15 protein-coding genes and 1 tRNA gene are annotated in these 15,886 nt (G+C 63.4%); 3 read left to right on the top strand and 13 right to left on the bottom strand.

Translation table 11 applies throughout. The annotated features are described in order from the left end of the window. Nucleotides 1-50 precede the first annotated feature (50 nt). From P8R33_RS13670 to P8R33_RS13655, 4 genes are read right to left on the bottom strand one after another with little or no spacing between them, the layout of a single operon-like run. Nucleotides 51-896 carry a DUF2059 domain-containing protein gene (locus tag P8R33_RS13670; RefSeq protein ID WP_278329519.1) on the bottom strand — a complete coding sequence of 282 codons (846 nt, stop codon included), beginning with the start codon at nucleotides 894-896 and terminating at the stop codon, nucleotides 51-53. Between the two features lie 22 nt (nucleotides 897-918). Next, entirely contained in the window at nucleotides 919-2,325 is a 1,407-nt protein-coding gene (gene pgmG / locus P8R33_RS13665; RefSeq protein WP_278329518.1) for a phosphoglucomutase/phosphomannomutase PgmG, read from the bottom strand. Beyond that, complete coding sequence (locus P8R33_RS13660; protein WP_278329517.1) at nucleotides 2,322-2,624, bottom strand: J domain-containing protein; 303 nt, start codon at nucleotides 2,622-2,624, stop codon at nucleotides 2,322-2,324. Before P8R33_RS13660 ends, pgmG begins: the two co-directional genes overlap by 4 nt. Next, nucleotides 2,624-3,433, bottom strand: a complete 810-nt coding sequence (locus P8R33_RS13655) for a division plane positioning ATPase MipZ (RefSeq protein WP_278329516.1) — start codon at nucleotides 3,431-3,433, stop codon at nucleotides 2,624-2,626. Before P8R33_RS13655 ends, P8R33_RS13660 begins: the two co-directional genes overlap by 1 nt. Nucleotides 3,434-3,655: 222 nt before the next feature. Here P8R33_RS13655 and P8R33_RS13650 point away from each other — a divergent pair, with 222 nt between their 5' ends. Both P8R33_RS13650 and panC read left to right on the top strand, forming a co-directional pair. Continuing rightward, nucleotides 3,656-4,429, top strand: coding sequence for a CsgG/HfaB family protein (locus tag P8R33_RS13650; RefSeq protein ID WP_278329515.1), 774 nt, complete (start codon nucleotides 3,656-3,658; stop codon nucleotides 4,427-4,429). Nucleotides 4,430-4,519: 90 nt separating this feature from the next. After that, nucleotides 4,520-5,368 carry a pantoate--beta-alanine ligase gene (panC, locus tag P8R33_RS13645; RefSeq protein ID WP_278329514.1) on the top strand — a complete coding sequence of 283 codons (849 nt, stop codon included), beginning with the start codon at nucleotides 4,520-4,522 and terminating at the stop codon, nucleotides 5,366-5,368. Nucleotides 5,369-5,376: 8 nt separating this feature from the next. On the opposite strand, the gene P8R33_RS13640 is transcribed toward panC, so the two are convergent. The 9 genes from P8R33_RS13640 to pepN form a co-directional block, all read right to left on the bottom strand. After that, nucleotides 5,377-5,450: transfer RNA gene (locus tag P8R33_RS13640), tRNA-Gly, on the bottom strand. Nucleotides 5,451-5,537: 87 nt separating this feature from the next. Continuing rightward, complete coding sequence (locus tag P8R33_RS13635) at nucleotides 5,538-6,170, bottom strand: OmpA family protein (RefSeq protein ID WP_278329513.1); 633 nt, start codon at nucleotides 6,168-6,170, stop codon at nucleotides 5,538-5,540. Further along, nucleotides 6,167-8,032, bottom strand: a complete 1,866-nt coding sequence (locus tag P8R33_RS13630; protein ID WP_278329511.1) for a cation:proton antiporter — start codon at nucleotides 8,030-8,032, stop codon at nucleotides 6,167-6,169. Before P8R33_RS13630 ends, P8R33_RS13635 begins: the two co-directional genes overlap by 4 nt. A 98-nt stretch (nucleotides 8,033-8,130) precedes the next feature. Continuing rightward, nucleotides 8,131-8,661, bottom strand: coding sequence for an adenine phosphoribosyltransferase (locus P8R33_RS13625; RefSeq protein ID WP_278329510.1), 531 nt, complete (start codon nucleotides 8,659-8,661; stop codon nucleotides 8,131-8,133). 87 nt (nucleotides 8,662-8,748) lie between these two features. Beyond that, nucleotides 8,749-9,600: a cytochrome c1 gene (locus tag P8R33_RS13620; RefSeq protein ID WP_278329509.1), complete on the bottom strand. Its 852-nt coding sequence runs from the start codon at nucleotides 9,598-9,600 to the stop codon at nucleotides 8,749-8,751. A 19-nt stretch (nucleotides 9,601-9,619) separates the two neighbouring features. Further along, the gene (locus P8R33_RS13615; protein WP_278329508.1) at nucleotides 9,620-10,915 is read right to left on the bottom strand and encodes a cytochrome b; all 1,296 of its coding nucleotides are present in this window, start codon (nucleotides 10,913-10,915) and stop codon (nucleotides 9,620-9,622) included. A gap of 23 nt (nucleotides 10,916-10,938) precedes the next feature. Further along, nucleotides 10,939-11,511, bottom strand: coding sequence for a ubiquinol-cytochrome c reductase iron-sulfur subunit (gene petA / locus P8R33_RS13610; RefSeq protein WP_278329507.1), 573 nt, complete (start codon nucleotides 11,509-11,511; stop codon nucleotides 10,939-10,941). A 211-nt stretch (nucleotides 11,512-11,722) separates the two neighbouring features. Then, nucleotides 11,723-12,385, bottom strand: coding sequence for a peptidoglycan editing factor PgeF (gene pgeF, locus P8R33_RS13605; protein WP_278329506.1), 663 nt, complete (start codon nucleotides 12,383-12,385; stop codon nucleotides 11,723-11,725). Beyond that, complete coding sequence (gene pepN / locus P8R33_RS13600; protein ID WP_278329505.1) at nucleotides 12,378-15,029, bottom strand: aminopeptidase N; 2,652 nt, start codon at nucleotides 15,027-15,029, stop codon at nucleotides 12,378-12,380. Before pepN ends, pgeF begins: the two co-directional genes overlap by 8 nt. Before the next feature lie 42 nt (nucleotides 15,030-15,071). Between pepN and P8R33_RS13595 the strand changes: the two genes are divergently transcribed. Further along, nucleotides 15,072-15,863, top strand: coding sequence for a Rossmann-fold NAD(P)-binding domain-containing protein (locus P8R33_RS13595; protein WP_278329504.1), 792 nt, complete (start codon nucleotides 15,072-15,074; stop codon nucleotides 15,861-15,863). The last annotated feature ends 23 nt before the right edge of the window (nucleotides 15,864-15,886 follow it).

The raw sequence follows: 15,886 nt of genomic DNA, 5'->3' as shown, positions 1-15,886 counted from the left end.
GCGATGCAGGCGCGATTCCGTTTCCTTTGAATGCAGGTGGGCCCGGGATACTAAAGCCCAGAGGAAATTGTCTCTTTCTCCATCGGCTTGGGTGGCTTGACCACGTCTTCCAATGCCGCTGCATCGACGCCTAGCAATTCGGCCATCCTCGCTCGCTCTGCTTCGGTAAGATCGGCATAGCTACGCTCGGCCGGTAATGTTGCCATGGCCTCCGCCATTGCGGTCTCCATGTCGCCGAAACTGCCCATCATCGCGGGCAGTGCCTGCATGCTCGATTGCATGACCTGCGGATCGGCGAACAGCGCCATTTGCTCGCGCGCGTAGATCTCACCCGTCGGGGTCGCGAAAAACGCCGCAATGTCTGCCAATTGGTTCTCGTCGAAACGCACCGCATAGGCCTTCGACAAGCCTTCCCGCATCGGTTTTTCCATCACCGAGAAGGCCCCGCCCATCTTGTCGGTCATCACGTTGATGATCGCATCGGCGCGTTCGGCATAACCGGGATCGAGCAGGCCAGCGAGTTCGGCACGCTGCTCCTCGTCCAGCGCGTCGAGCCGCTCTTGGTCAATCTCCAAGCGGCCCGCGAGGACGAACTTCGGCTGGGTGAACATCGACATCATCGGACGCATCATCTTGTCCATCATTTCGCTCATCATGGTGCCGTAGAACCCTTCCGGCATCATGGTGCCGACCAGCGCCTCGGCTTGCGGCAGCCGTTCCTCCTGCTCGGCAGTCAGCGGCTCTGTCTGAAAAATAGCGCCCATCATCTGGGCTATCTCTGCCATGCTGTCGCCAGCCGGAATCTCGGTCGTGGCCTCGACTTCGTCCTGCGCCCATGCCGGCGTCGTCATGGCAAGAGCCAGGCTGAAGCTTGCAGTTTTAAGAACATTACGCATCGTCAATCCCCCTGGTTGACTATCAGTGCCCTACGCTTTCGCCGCGCTCCAGCCCGCTGAGCGCCAGTTGCTCGTCGATCTGGGCCACCAGGCGGGTCAGCCCCGCCTGCGTTTCGCTTTCGGCGCGGGCGACCAGCACGTCCTGCGTGTTCGAGGCGCGTAGCAGCCACCAGCCATCGTCATTCGTCACGCGCACGCCGTCGGTCCCATCGACCTCGTCCGGGCTGTCCTTGAGGCGCTCCTTGACCTCCTCGATGGCGGCGAACTTGCGGCTCTCGTCGACCTGGAAGCGCATTTCGGGCGTGTTGATCATGTCCGGCATTGCGCTGCGCAGGTCGGTGACCGACTTGCCGAGCCGCGCCGATGCCGCGAGCAACCGCACCCCGGCATAGAGCGCATCGTCGAAGCCGTAGTATTCGTCGGCGAAGAACACGTGACCGCTCATTTCGCCGGCCAGCGGCGAGCCCGTTTCCTTCATTTTGGACTTGATCAGCGAGTGGCCGGTCTTCCACATCAGCGGCTTGCCACCGCAGGCGGCGACGTGGTCGTAAAGCGCACGGCTGGCCTTCACATCGGCGATGATCACGGGCGAATCATCGCGCCGCACCAGCAGGTCCTCGGCATAGATCATCAGCAGTTGGTCACCCCAGATGACCCGGCCCTTACCGTCGATCGCCCCGATCCTGTCCCCGTCCCCGTCGAAAGCGACACCGAAATCGAGCGACTTGTCCGCGACAAGCGCGCGCAGGTCTTCGAGATTGGCCTCCACGGTCGGATCGGGATGATGATTGGGGAAATTGCCATCGACTTCGGTAAACAGCAGGTGATGCTCGCCCGGCAGCCGCTCGACCAGTTGCTCGAGCGCGGGCCCGGCAGCGCCATTGCCTGCGTCCCACCCGACGCGCAGTTTTTCGAGCGCCCTTCCGTCGATATCGGCCAGCGCATCGACCATCTTGGCGATATAGGCGTCCATTACGTCGCGGGTTTCGACCTCGCCTCTCCCGTCGACCCATTCGCCGGCGGCAGACCGGCGGCCCAGCTCCTGAATGTCCGCGCCGAAGAACGGACGCCCCTGGAATACCATCTTGAAGCCATTGTAATTGGCGGGGTTATGGCTGCCGGTTATCTGGATGCCGCCATCGATCTCCTCGTCCGATGCTTCGGCATAATATAGCATCGGTGTCGGCCCCATGCCGACGCGGACCGCATCGCAGCCCGCCGCCGTCAGCCCTTCGACAAGCGCATGTTCCAGGATCGGCGAAGACACGCGTCCGTCGTAACCTACTGCAACGCGAGAGCCGCCCGCTTCGCGCAGCATCGATCCGAAGGTCCGCCCGATGGCGCGCGCATCGTCCGGGCTAAGGGTTTCGCCGATGATTCCGCGAATGTCGTATTCGCGCAGCATGGTGGGGTCGAATTCATGGCTCATTCGGGTTGCTCCGGTGGTTCGTGGGGCAAGTCGCCCAGAAGCAGGTCGCGCGCGGCGTTGAGGTCCTGCATTGCGGCATTCGTTCCGCCGCGATCCGGATGGATCATGGCGGTCATTCTTCTATGGGCGTCACGGATTTCCCGCGCATCGGCGCGCTTGCCCACTCCCAGCAATTTGCGTGCCTTGAACAGCGCTTGTGAGCGGGTGTACGGGGCGCGAAGATATTCCCATGGCCAGCGCCCGAAAATCCACCGGCAGGCGACCGACAGCAGCACGGCCAGGGCGATCAGGCGAAGCATCAGGCGGCGCTTTCGGCAGGCTGGGCACTCGACGCACCGGGCAAGCGGAGATTGGCGATCAACGTGCGCAGTTCCTGCCGTGCGACGAGGTGGCTGGTGCCGAGATCGCCCAGGTGCCCCTTGTCCAGCAACGTCAGGCCCGAGGGGAACAACTCGCGATAGATCACACGCTCGGACAGTCCCTTCGCGACGCGGAAGCCCACGCGTTTCGACATCTCTGACAGAGCCTGTTCGATGCGCGCCATGTTGCGCGCCTCGGTATAGCCGGTGCGGTTGCGCACGATGACCCAGTCCATCTCGCGCCGGTTCTGTTCGAGGCCTGCGCGGCTGCGCTTGATCCGCGCTTCCCAGATCAACTCGGCGTAGAAGGACAGTTTCTTGACCTTGAAGCTTTCGCCCTCGACCTGGCCGATGAGGTCGAAATCGACGAAGCTGTCGTTCATCGGGGTCACGAGCGTATCGGCCGTGGTCGCGGCATGGCGCGCCAGCGGATCGTCGCGGCCGGGCGTGTCGATCACGACGACGTCGGCACCCGCGGAATGCTCGCCGACGAAAGCCTCGAACTGGCTTTCGTCCATCCCTTCGGCGACGTGACATTCGGCGGTAGGCAACTCGATGCCCCGCCGTGCCATCGTATCGGCGCGGTTTTCGAAATAACGGCACATCGTGCGCTGACGGTGGTCGAGGTCGAAAGCGACCACGCGGGCGCCGCGAAACGCCAGAGCGACGGCGACATGGACGGCGGTCGTCGACTTACCCGTACCGCCCTTTTCATTGGCGAAAACAATACGGTGGGGGGCGGACGTCATCGAGCGAGAATACCTGTAAAACGAGTTGTCGGCCCTTCCCCTATCCAACCCGCCGCCGGGCCGCAACGCACCGAAGTCGGCCGACCGAGGAATAATCGGGATTTGGCGTTGCTATACAAGCCTTCTGCAGAAGTCTGGCGTATCTCGAGCATCAGGGGCGCAATGGATCGGTGGTCGCGGCAAGAGCCGGCTGCCGTAAAGTTGGAATGGGGAAACCTTACAATGAACAAGTTCGCAGTGGCGGCGCTGGCCGTGGTCGCGTCCTTCAGCATGGCAGCCGAGCCGGTCAATGCGCAGGGCCGCTCGTCGGGGCGCAAGGCGCAGGATCGCGCCACGATGGAGATTCCGCGTTGCACGCGCAACCTGGGCACGGTCGCGATCGTCGAGCCCGACAATCAATGGTGGCGCGAGTTCAATCTCGGCAGCCCCGAAGCGATCATCCGTGTGTTCGTACAAAGGTCGGGATGCTTCACGCTCGTAAATCGCGGCCGGTCCATGCAGAGCCGCGCGATGGAGCGGGCGCTGGCCGACCAGGGCGAATTGCAGGAAGGCTCGAACCTCGGCCGCGGCCAGGTGAAGGCAGCCGATTACTTCCTCCAGCCCGACATCGTTTCTGCCAATTCGAACTCCGGCGGTGGCGGCGGCGTCCTTGGCGGCGTGGTCGGCGGCCTGTTCGGGCGCACCGCAGGCGCGCTGGCCGGCGGCATTCGGGTCAAGAAGGGCGAGGCGAATGTTACGCTCTCGATCGTTAACGCGCGCACCACGGTCGAGGAAGCGCTGGTCGAAGGCTATTTCCGCAAGAAGGACCTCGGCTGGGCGGCCGGCGGCGGCCTGTTCGGCGGTGGCGGCGGAGCTGCTGGCGGTTTCGGAAGCTACGAGAATACGGCAATCGGGCAGATCATCGTCCTTGCCTATCTCAACGCCTATAGCGACCTCGTCTACCAGCTGGGCGGCTTGCCGGAAGATGCGGCTGCTGCGGCGCCAGAGGCCCGCTAGTCCAGCAGGCCAAGACGCGATAGAGGGGCGGTGCGGCTACGGTCGCCCCGCCCTTTCTTTATCCGCTGCCTATCCGCCGGAGAGTTTGCCTTGGATACCGTTACGACGCTCGCCCAGTTGCGCCCTGCGACCGATACGCTGCGAAGCGAGGGCACGCTGGCGCTGGTGCCGACGATGGGCGCGCTCCACGAGGGCCACCTCACTCTGGTGCGCGCGGCTAAGGCGGCGGCGGATCATGTGGCGGTATCGATCTTCGTCAATCCGCGGCAATTCGGGGAAGGCGAGGATCTGGACGCCTATCCACGCCAGCTCGCCCGAGATTCCGAACTGCTCGAACGCGAGGGCGTAGCGCTGCTGTGGGCACCGCCTCCCGGTGAAGTCTATCCCCCGGGCTATGCGACCAATATCACGGTGGCGGGCGTGAGCGAGGGGCTGTGCGGCGGCAACCGCCCGGGTCATTTCGACGGCGTGGCGACGGTGGTGTGCAAGCTGTTCAACCAGGTCCGGCCCGACATGGCCTTTTTCGGCGAAAAGGATTGGCAGCAACTGGCCGTGATCCGGCGAATGGCGCGCGACCTCGACCTCGTCCGGCCGCACGTCGATGCGATCCATGGCGTTGCCATCGTGCGCGAGAGCGATGGGCTCGCGATGAGCAGCCGCAACGCCTATCTTTCGGTGGAACAGCGGGAGGCCGCTGCGGCCCTGCCCAGAGCGATGCGAGACGCGATTGCCGTCTTGGCGGAGGGTGGGGATGCCGAAAGACCGCTCGGCAATCTGCGTGAAGTGCTGAGCGTTTCCGGCTTCGATTCTGTGGACTATGCCGAGCTACGCGATGCGGACAGCTTGGTGCCGCTGAACAGCGATAATGGCAACGCCCGGCTGTTCGTCGCGGCGCGCATGGGCGGCACGCGCCTGATCGACAATATGGCGGTGGAGTGAGGAGAGGCTGGAGCGGGTAAGGGGAATCGAACCCCTCTAGCCAGCTTGGAAGGCTGGAGCATTACCACTATGCTATACCCGCCCGATCTCGGCGCGCATGACCTGTGCGACAGCAGCGCCCTTGCCACTGCTTCGGCCCTTTCGTCAACAAGGCTTCTACGTCGGACTGCTATTGCGGAGAATCGTCCGCCTCGGCGGTCTCGGCTTCCAGTTCGCCGGCCAGCGTTTCCGCAATGGTCGGCTCTTCCGGTGCGGCAGACGTTTCCTGGCCATCGGGCGCGGCGACGTAGATTTCGACGCGCCGGTTTCGGCGGCGCCCCTCTTCGTTGGGAGTTCCATCCGGCAGCGCGTTCGGTGCTATTGGATTTTGCTCGCCGAACGCGATGATCTCGATCCGGTCTTCAGCCACACCGCCATCGACCAGGAACGCCGCAATCGCTTCGGCTCGCTCCTGCGAAGCGCGCATGTTCGCCTCGTCGCTGCCACCTGCGTCCGAATGCCCGCGCAGGACGATTTCCCCGCCTTGCGCGATCTGGGGCGAGCGCAGGATGGTCGCGAGTTCGGCTCGGGCCGCTTCGGTCAGCTCGGCCCCGTCGGGAAAGGCGATCGTCGTCTCGAGCGGGGCGATGAGCGGCGCTGACTCGGCACCCTCGCCGGTTTCGCCATCGGTAAAGATGGAGCGCGGCTCCTCGCTCGGTTGCGGCGGCGGGGGCGGTTCGCTTTCACGGTCGCCGCACGCGGCAAGCAGAGCCGAGCCGGCGGCCAGCGAGAACATTGCTTTAAGAGTGGTTATCGGCCTCACGCCGGTGCCTCCTTGCCACCTTCACGCGGCTTCTTCTTGCTTGCACGTTTCGCCGCGACGCCCTCCGGGCTGCGCTCCTGCGGCGGGGAGAAACTGATGATGGTATCGCCGGCGCGCGGTTCGGGGCGCGCGGCATGGGTGAAGAAACGGATCGTCCCGTTCTCCCGCATCAACAGCAGCATATTGGCCGCTTCGGGCAAACGCTCCTGAGCTGCCTCGAAATCGAATTCGTCGGACAATTTGGTCTTGCGGAAGACCCAGCCCTGCGCCTGCCGTTCGTTTACGTCCTCGACGCCGAAACCGGATTCGAACAGCGCACGCCCGCGCAGACCGATCGGAAGCGCATGCTTGTCGTCCTCGTCGGCGGATTCACCGAGCTGGAAGACCTTGTCGCGCCCGATTTCATGCGCGAATTCGTTGCAAACAAGCGTGTTGTACGCCTCGTTCTCAGTTGCCGCGACGAGGTTCTGGTACGGCGCCAACTCGAGATTGTGCTCGGTCGCCTCGTTGAGAATCTCGCCGTGATAGAACGGCAGGCCCTTCTGGCGCGCAAGGCCGAGGCGTTGCCAGCTGGCATCGACGACCAGTACCGGTGCCTTAAGGTCGCGGATCTGTTCGGCCAAGGCGATCGTCCAAGGCGTGCTGCCGACGAACAGGATGCCGGGGCGGCTGGCTCCCTTCACGCCGAGCCATCGCGCAACGATGTCGACTGTGAATCCATGGGCCACGATGGTCACCACGACGACGGCGAAGCTCAGCCCGATCAGCAGATTGCCGTCGCTGAAGCCCAGTTCAGACAGGCGCAGCGCGAACAGGCCGGAAATGGCGACCAACACGATCCCGCGCGGCGCGATCCAGGCGAGGAAGAGGCGCTCGTTCCATGGGATCGAGCTGCCCAACAGGCTCAGGATGATGGTCGCCGGCCGCACGACGAAGAGCAGCGCCAGCAGGAATGCAGCGATCGACCAGTTGAAATAGCGGACATCGGCCGGCTCAAGCGAGGCCGAAAGCAGGATGAATATGCCCGACACCAGCAGGACCGCGACATTTTCCTTGAAGGGATGAATGCTGCGTAGGCTGGAGACGTTCATATTTGCCAAGGCAACGCCCATGACAGTAACGGCGACGAGGCCGGCCTCATGCTCGATCAGGTTCGAGATCACGAAGACGCAGATTACCGTCGTCAGAAGCACTGGGACCTTGAGGTATTCCGGCACCGCCCCGCGCGGGAAGGCCCAAGCTATGGCTACGGCCGCGACATAACCGATGAGCCCTGCGATGATGGCTGCGATGATGAGCGGCGGGACGACTTCGAAGAGGCTGGCACCTGGCGATTCGGCGACCTTGCGGAAGTATTCGTAAGCGATCACGGCGCAGAGCGCGCCGGTGGGATCGTTGACGATCGCCTCCCATTTGAGGATCGATGCGGGGCGCGACTTGACCGAACTTTGCCGGAGCAGCGGAATGACCACGGTCGGGCCGGTGACCACCAGAATGCCGCCGAACAGGATCGCGACTTCGGGAGCGAGACCGGCGATATAGATCCCGGCTAGGGCGCCGAAGAGCCAGCCGAGAACGACGCCGATTGTCGCAAGGCGCATGACGGCGCTGCCGGTATGGCGGAGTTCTCGGAAATCGAGGCTCAGCCCGCCTTCGAAAAGGATGAGGGCCACGCCGATAGCGACCATCGGTTCAAGCAGGCTGCCGAAAGCATGTTCTGGATCGAATACCCCCAAAACCGGCCCGGCAAGAAAACCTGCAGCGAGCATGAGGACGATGGCCGGCCAGCCGGTCCGCCAGGCAAGCCATTGGGCGCCAATGCCCAGTATGCCGACCATCGCAATGACTAATGTCTGTTCCATGCCCCTCGCATTTATGGCTGAGCCTGCGAAAGGACTTCGCAGCTGCGTTCCTACGTCAATGCCCTAAGCCGAGGATATTTCCAAATTTCCGGCGAGGATCAGTCGCCTTCGAATTCTATCAGCGCGCGGACGGCTACGCCTTCTGCCTGCAGTTTGTTGCTGCCGCCCAGATCGGGAAGGTCGATCACGAATGCCGCGGTGGTGACCGTAGCCCCGGCCTGGCGCAACAGCTTCGTCGCGGCCCGCGCAGTCCCTCCCGTCGCCAAGAGGTCATCGACAATCGCAACGGATTGTCCGTCGCTCACCGATTGGGGATCGAATTCGAGCCGGTCCATGCCGTATTCGAGTTCGTAATCGACACCGATCACTTGGCAGGGGAGTTTCCCGGGCTTGCGGATCGGCAGGAACGGAAGGCCGAGGCGCGCTGCCACGGCCGCTCCGAAGATAAAGCCTCGCGCCTCCATGCCGGCAACCGCCTCGCTTCCCTCCACTTGCTCGGCCAGCCAGTCCACCGACGCGGAAAAACCCCGCCCGTGCCCGATGAGGGTCGTTATGTCGCGGAACTGGATGCCCTGCTTGGGAAAATCCGGAATGGTGCGCACCAGCGCTTTCAACTCAGCCGGGGTCATTTTCTTTCTCCCGCAATCGAAAGCGCCCCTCGCATCCGGCTGGATGGAGGGGCGCCCGCTTTGCGATATTTGCGATGATCGGTCGGCCTACTTCTTCTTGGGCTTCACCGCGGCCCAGATCTGGTTTTTCGACAAATAGGCCAGCACGGTGGCGAACAGCAGGAAGATCAGCACCGGCCAGCCGGTCTGCTTGCGCTGCACCAGGGTCGGCTCTGCCGTCCAGGTCAGGAAGGCCGCCACATCGATCGACATCTGCTCGATGGTCGCTTCGGTGCCATCGTCATAGGTGACCTGTCCGGTCGACGTCAGAGGCGGAGCCATCGCCAGATTGAGATTGGGGAAATAGGGATTGTGGTAGAGACCCGGGCCGGGTGCGGCCTCCGGATGCTCGGCCAGAAGCTCTGCACTCGGTTCCTGATAACCTGCAAGCAGCGAAGCGACGTAGTTCGTTCCGTCGCCACGCGCCTTTGTAATCAGCGAGAGATCGGGCGGAATTGCGTTGTTGTTTGCCGCCGCAGCCGCGACTGCATTGGGATAGGGCGACGGGAAATAGTCGGTCGGCAGACCCGGACGCGTCGTGGCTTCGCCGGTGTTCGGATCGATGCCCGGGACCTGCTTGGAGGCGGCATAGGCTTTGACCTGGCCTTCATCGTAACCGATCTGCGAGAGGTTGCGGAAGGCGACGTATTTGAGGCTGTGGCAGGCCGAACAGACCTCGTCATAGACCTTCAGGCCGCGTTGCAGCTGCTGCACGTCCCACTTGCCGGCAGGACCGTCGAAGGAGAAGGCGAAGTCGCGCGGTTCCTCGTACGGAAGGTGCGGGGCCGTCTCTTCGGTCAGGAACGCCAAAGCGCCAACGACGAAGGAATAGAGCGCGACAAGTGCGAAGCCGAGCCCTGCGAGAATGGCAACGAGGCGGATGCTGAGAAGCTTGGTCATGTCTTTTCTCGTTACTCGCTTAGACGGCCGGCGAAGCGTTTTCGCCGAGCACTGCCTTCTTGTCCGATCCCAGCACGGCCTCCGTGATGGAATAGGGCAGCGGTTCGGGCTTCTCGATCTGGCCGACGATCGGCAGGATCACGAGGAAGTGAAGGAAATAGTATGCCGTCGCCAGCTGGCTGAGCATGACATAGGGCTCTTCCGCCGGCGCGCCGCCGCAGATGAACAGGACGATCATCGCCGGTATCAGTCCGAACCAGAAGAACTTGCGGAACAGCGGGCGATAGTGGCCGCTGCGCACCGGCGACCGGTCGAGCCACGGCAGGATGAACCACAGCAGGATCGAGCCGAACATCGCGATCACGCCCAGCAGCTTTGCCGGAATGAACAGGAAGTCGACGGTGAAGGCGCGCAGGATCGCGTAGAAGGGCCAGAAGTACCACTCCGGAACGATATGCGCCGGCGTCGAAAGGGGGTTCGCCTCGATATAGTTGTCCGGGTGACCAAGCGCGTTCGGGAGGAAGAAGACCATGGTCATGAACAGGATCAGGGCAACGCCGAGGCCGAAGCCGTCCTTCACCGTATAATACGGGTGGAAGGGCAGCGTGTCGCTCTCGCTCTTGATCTCGACGCCGGTCGGGTTCGAAGAGCCCGGAATATGCAGCGCCCAGATGTGCAGGATGACACAGCCCGCGATCACGAAGGGCAGCAGGAAGTGAAGGCTGAAGAAGCGGTTCAGCGCGGCATTGTCGGGCGCGTAGCCGCCGAGCAGCCAGATCTGGATCGGTTCGCCGACCAGCGGGATTGCGCCGAACAAGCCGGTGATGACCTTGGCGCCCCAGAAGCTCATCTGGCCCCAGGGCAGGACGTAGCCCATGAAGGCGGTCGCCATCATCAGCAGGAAGATCGTGACGCCGAGCAGCCAGATCATCTCGCGCGGGGCCTTGTACGAACTGTAGTAGAAGCCGCGGAAGATATGGAGGTAGACGACGATGAAGAAGAAGCTCGCCCCGTTCGCGTGGGCATAGCGCATCAGCCAGCCCCAGTTGACGTTGCGCATGATGTGCTCGGTCGTGGCGAAGGCAACCTGGGCGTTTGCGGCATAATGCATCGCGAGGATGATGCCGGTGACGATCTGCAGCACGAGGAAGAAGCCGGCGAGAACGCCGAAATTCCAGAAATAGCTGAGGTTGCGCGGCACCGGATAGCCGGCACCGACTGCGTTGTAGACGAGACGCGGCAGCGGCAGCTTCTCGTCGAGGAACTTGGTGAAGCCGTTGGCCGGCGTATATTCCTTGGCCCAGGGAAAGCTCATGATCGTATCTCTCGTCTCTTGGCTCAGCCGACCTGGATGGTGGTGTCGGAGGTGAAGGTATATTCCGGCACTTCGAGGTTGGTCGGCGCCGGTCCCTTCCGGATGCGCCCGGCAGTATCGTAGTGCGACCCGTGGCAGGGGCAGAAATATCCGCCGAACTCGCCCTTGACCTCGCCTTCGGCAGCACCCAGCGGGACGCAGCCGAGGTGGGTGCAGACACCCATGGTCACGAGCATGTCCTGATGCCCTTCCTGCGTACGCTCGGCGAGGGTCTGCGGATCACGCAGCGCACCGACGGGCGTGGCGTTCGCTTCCTGGACTTCGGCGGGCGTCAGGCGGCGCACGAACAGCGGCTGCTTGCGGAACACGGCCTTGATCGCCTGCCCTGGCTGGATCGCCGAGACATCGACCTCGGTCGTGCTCGCAGCGAGCACGTCCTTCGACGGCGCCATCTGGCTGATGAGCGGATAGAGCACCGCCAGACCGCCGACGCCGGCGGCGCTCACGGCAGCGATGTCGATGAAATCGCGGCGACGGATGCCGTCGCCGGTTTCGTCTGCGGTTTCGGGTGTTGCGGTTGCAGCCGTGTCTGCCATCAGCGCTATGCCTTGCCTGCCTTGTCGATGCACCGGCGGGTCACCCGCACAGTGCGTTTGCGATTGTTTCCGGCGCTGCGGAGAGCTCGATCGGCTCGTCTGAGAGATACCTGCACGAAAGCCCCCGGCAAGCCGGTTTGGAGGGGCCTCTAGCGGGTCAGCGCTGCCTTGCCAACCGCGATTTTGGCAAGCTTCGTGGCACGTGGCGCATTCAGTGTGGCAGGCCGATGACACTGAGCTGTCGGCCTGTCGTATTCTCACCCTGATGGCTGGCCCGGCGGAACGAGTGGAAGCGATCGGGCTGGCCGTAGGTGTCCTCTTTCAGATCATCCACCTGCTTGACCCCCGCCAGAGCGAGACGATGGGCGGCAAAACCGGGCAGATCGAATTGCCAATGGCCCTTGCGCCCCGACACGAAGAATCGGTCGTCGGCCTCCGTGAATTTCGCCCGGAACACTTCATCTACCTCATAGCTGGCCTGCGCGATCGTCGGCCCGATCGCAGCGCGGATATCGGCCGGATCGCTTCCCAATCGCGCCATCGCCGCTACCGTATTTTCGAGTACGCCGGACACTGCACCGCGCCAGCCTACATGTGCAGCCCCGACGATGCCCGCCTGTTCGTCCACCAGCAAAACCGGCGCGCAATCGGCGGTGACGATGCCGAGCAGCAAACCCGGCCGGTCGGTGACGAGCGCATCGGCCTCAAGCGGTGCCGCCATGGCCTCCGTTGCGAACACCGCTTCCGGCGAATGGACCTGCTTTACACGCACAAGCACGCTGTCCGGCAGAATCTCCTGTAGATCGAGCGGCGCGCGTGCCGAAAAGGCGTGCGGAATCTCCTTCAGCAGGTTCGATCGAAGGGCCTCAGCCAAGCGAGCGGCTCACCTGCTCGTATGTGTCCCGCGACAACTTGGGTGCAGCGGCGATCCGCTCTAGCTGCTCGCGCATCAGCGCGGCGCGTCCGGGCTCGATCCGCCGCCAACGGCCAAGCGGCGGCACGAAGCGTGCCGCCGTCTGCGGATTGATCGGGTCGAGTGCGAGGATCAGGTCGGCGATAATGCGATAACCTTCGCCATCTTCGGCGTGGAAGGCTTGTGGATTGGCTGCGAACGCCATGTAGAGCGAGCGGACGCGGTTGGGGTTCTTCAGGGTGAAATCGGGATGGTCGGCCAGCGCCTTCACATGCTCGATCGCATTGGGATGGAGCGAGGAGGCCTGCAGCGCGAACCACTTGTCGATCACCAGCGCATTGCCCTGGAAGCGGTTGTAGAAATCGAGCAGCCGCGCAGTGCGCTCGGCGCTGTCGGTCCCGGCCAGCACCATCAGCGCCCCCTGCCGGTCGGTCATGTTGTCGGCACGGTCATACTGGTGCGCCGCCAGCTCGACCGCTTTCGCCGGATCGCTTGCAGCGGCATAGGTCAGCACTTGGGTCTTGACCTTGCGCGCACCTTTCGCCGCCAGATCGAGCGAATACGGTAGTTGCTCCGCCCGCTCGTACAGACGGTGCATTTCGCTTTGCAATCGCTTGCCCAACTCGCGCTTGAGCTCTTCGCGCTCTGCATGGATGCGAGCCGGATCGGCAACCAGCATTTGCTCGGCGAGATAGGTCTGGCTCGGCAGCAGCATCAGCTCGCCCCGCATCAGGTCGTCGAGCCTTTCGTCCACCAGCACAGCACGCATCGCTTCGGCAATGTCGGCCACGGCCGCCTCGCGATTTTGCTCCTCCAGTCCGCCGCCCGCTGCCGCGACCAGGTGGCCAGTCATCAGCTCCTGCATCGCCTCGTAGCGGGCGAAGGAATCGTCGTCATGAGCGGCGAGGAACACCAGATCTTCGCGCGGGATGTCGCGCTCGACTGTTACCGGCGCAGAGAAAGTCCGGTTGATCGAAAGCACTGGCTTGTGCTCGAAACCTTCGAACTCGAACTCCGCCTTCGCCGAATCGAGCACGACCAGCTCCTCACCCGAATGCTTGCCCGTCTCGCGGTCGAACAGCGCGACCTTGAGCGGGATCGGCATGGGCTGCTTGTCCGGCTGGCCAGGCGTCGGCGGCACAACCTGCGAGAGCGTAAGCTTGGCCGTCTGCCCCTCGTGCTGCAACTCGGCCGTCACCTTGGGAGTACCCGCCTGCGAATACCACAGGCGAAATTGCTTTAGATCGAGACCGGCCCCCTCTTCGATCGAGCTGACAAAATCTTCGCAGGTCGCCGCCTCGCCGTCGTGGCGCTCGAAATAGAGATCGGTGCCCTGCCGGAAATGCTCTTCGCCCGCCATCGTCCGCATCATGCGGATGACCTCCGCACCCTTGTTATAGACGGTCGAGGTGTAGAAGTTGTTGATCTCGCGATAGGAATCGGGGCGGATCGGGTGCGCCAGCGGACCGGAATCCTCGGGGAACTGCACGCTGCGCAGGATGCGCACATCCTCGATCCGCTTGACCGGCGCGCTGCCCATGTCGGCGCTGAACAGCTGGTCGCGCAACACGGTGAAGCCTTCCTTCAAGCTCAGCTGGAACCAGTCGCGGCAGGTGATGCGATTGCCCGACCAGTTGTGAAAGTACTCGTGGCCGATCACGCCTTCGATGCCGTCGAAATCGCCGTCGGTTGCGGTCTCCGGGTCGGCGAGGACGTATTTCGTATTGAAGACGTTGAGGCCTTTGTTCTCCATCGCACCCATGTTGAAATCGCTCACCGCGACGATGTTGAACAGGTCGAGGTCGTATTCACGGCCGAACACCTCCTCGTCCCATTTCATCGAGCGCTTGAGGCTCTCCATGGCATGCGCGGTGCGTTCCAGATCGCCGTCGCGGACATAGACGTTAAGTTCGACCTCGCGACCGCCCATGGTCGTGAAACTGTCGGTCCGCGCCACCAGATCGCCGGCGACCAGCGCGAAGAGGTAGGAAGGCTTGGGCCAGGGATCGTGCCATTCGGCCCAGTGCTGCTCGCCATCCTCGCCGGTGTCCACGCGGTTGCCGTTGCACAGAAGCACCGGGAACTGCGCCTTCGAGCCGCGCATGCGAACGGTATAAGTGCTGAGCACGTCGGGGCGGTCGGGGAAGAAGGTGATGCGGCGGAAACCCTCGGCCTCGCATTGCGTGCAGAGCATGCCGTTCGAGGCGTAGAGGCCCATCAGCTGCGAATTGGCCGAAGGATCGATCTCGGTGACGATCTCGATCGTGTGCTTGCTACCCTCGAGCGTTACGACCAGATCGTCACCATCCATCGTGTGGCCGGCGCATTCGGCACCGTCGCAGGTCAGAGAAACCAGCTCCAGCCCGTCGCCGTTGAGCCGAATCGTGGGCGAGGCTTCGGCGTCGGGATTGCGCGCTACCGAGAGGGTCGCGGTTACCCGTGTCCCCTCGAGCCCGAGTTCGAAATCGAGCCGCGTTTCGGTCACCAGCCACGGGAACGGCGCGTAATCCTCGCGCCGGATGGTCGCGGGCTCATGCGGTTCGGGAGCCGCATCGGCCATTGCGACATTGCCTTCGGGCGTGGCGGGGGTGCGGGCGATATCCATGGAAATCCTGTGCTTTTGCGTGTCTTCGGGTAATACGCCCCGATGCCACAAATGTTCATCTTCGGCCTCGGCTACACGGCCAAACGGATCGCGCAAGCGCTGAGCACCGCCGGCTGGTCAGTCGAGGCTACCGGAAGCGACGGGACGATCGCCTTCGATGACGAGCCTGCCGTGCTTTCCGCGCTGGCCGCATCGAGCCATGTTGTGAGTTCCGTCCCGCCGTTCGATGGCAGCGATCCGGTGCTGGACCGCTATGGCTCTGCGCTGGGCGACAAATGGCTGGGCTACCTTTCCTCGACCGGCGTTTATGGCGACTGGCAAGGCGCGTGGGTGGACGAGGCAACCCCGACCGGCGGCGGGCGGCGAACCGCGCGCAGCGACTGCGATGCGCGCTGGCTGGAAATGGACGCGCGGGTCTTCCGCCTGCCGGGGATCTACGGGCCGGGACGCAGTGCTTTCGATCGCATAGGCGATGGCAAGGCCCACCGGATCGATCTGCCGGGGCAGGTCTTCAGCCGCGTACACGTCGACGATATCGTGAGCGGCGTGGTCGCTGCCGTCGAGACCCACGCACCGCCCGGCGCCTACAATCTCGCCGACGATCTGCCGACCAGCCAGAATGCAGTGATCGAGGAAGCATTTCGCCTGCTCGGGGTCGATCCACCGCCGCTTCAGACGATGGACGAGGCCGACCTGTCGTCAATGGCGCGCGGTTTCTATGCCGAGAACCGCCGGGTGGCGAACGGCAAGGCGAAACGGGTGCTGGGTTGGCAGCCGGAATACCCGACTTTCCGGGAAGGTCTCGCTTCTATTGTGGCGTCTAGTCGCGACTGACTTTGTCAGCCGCTGCGCCCTGT

This window comes from Qipengyuania flavescens (assembly GCF_029688735.1).
GTDB lineage: Bacteria > Pseudomonadota > Alphaproteobacteria > Sphingomonadales > Sphingomonadaceae > Qipengyuania.
The sequence above is the reverse complement of the archived record's forward strand: the minus strand, read 5'-3'. Positions and strand labels throughout refer to the sequence as shown.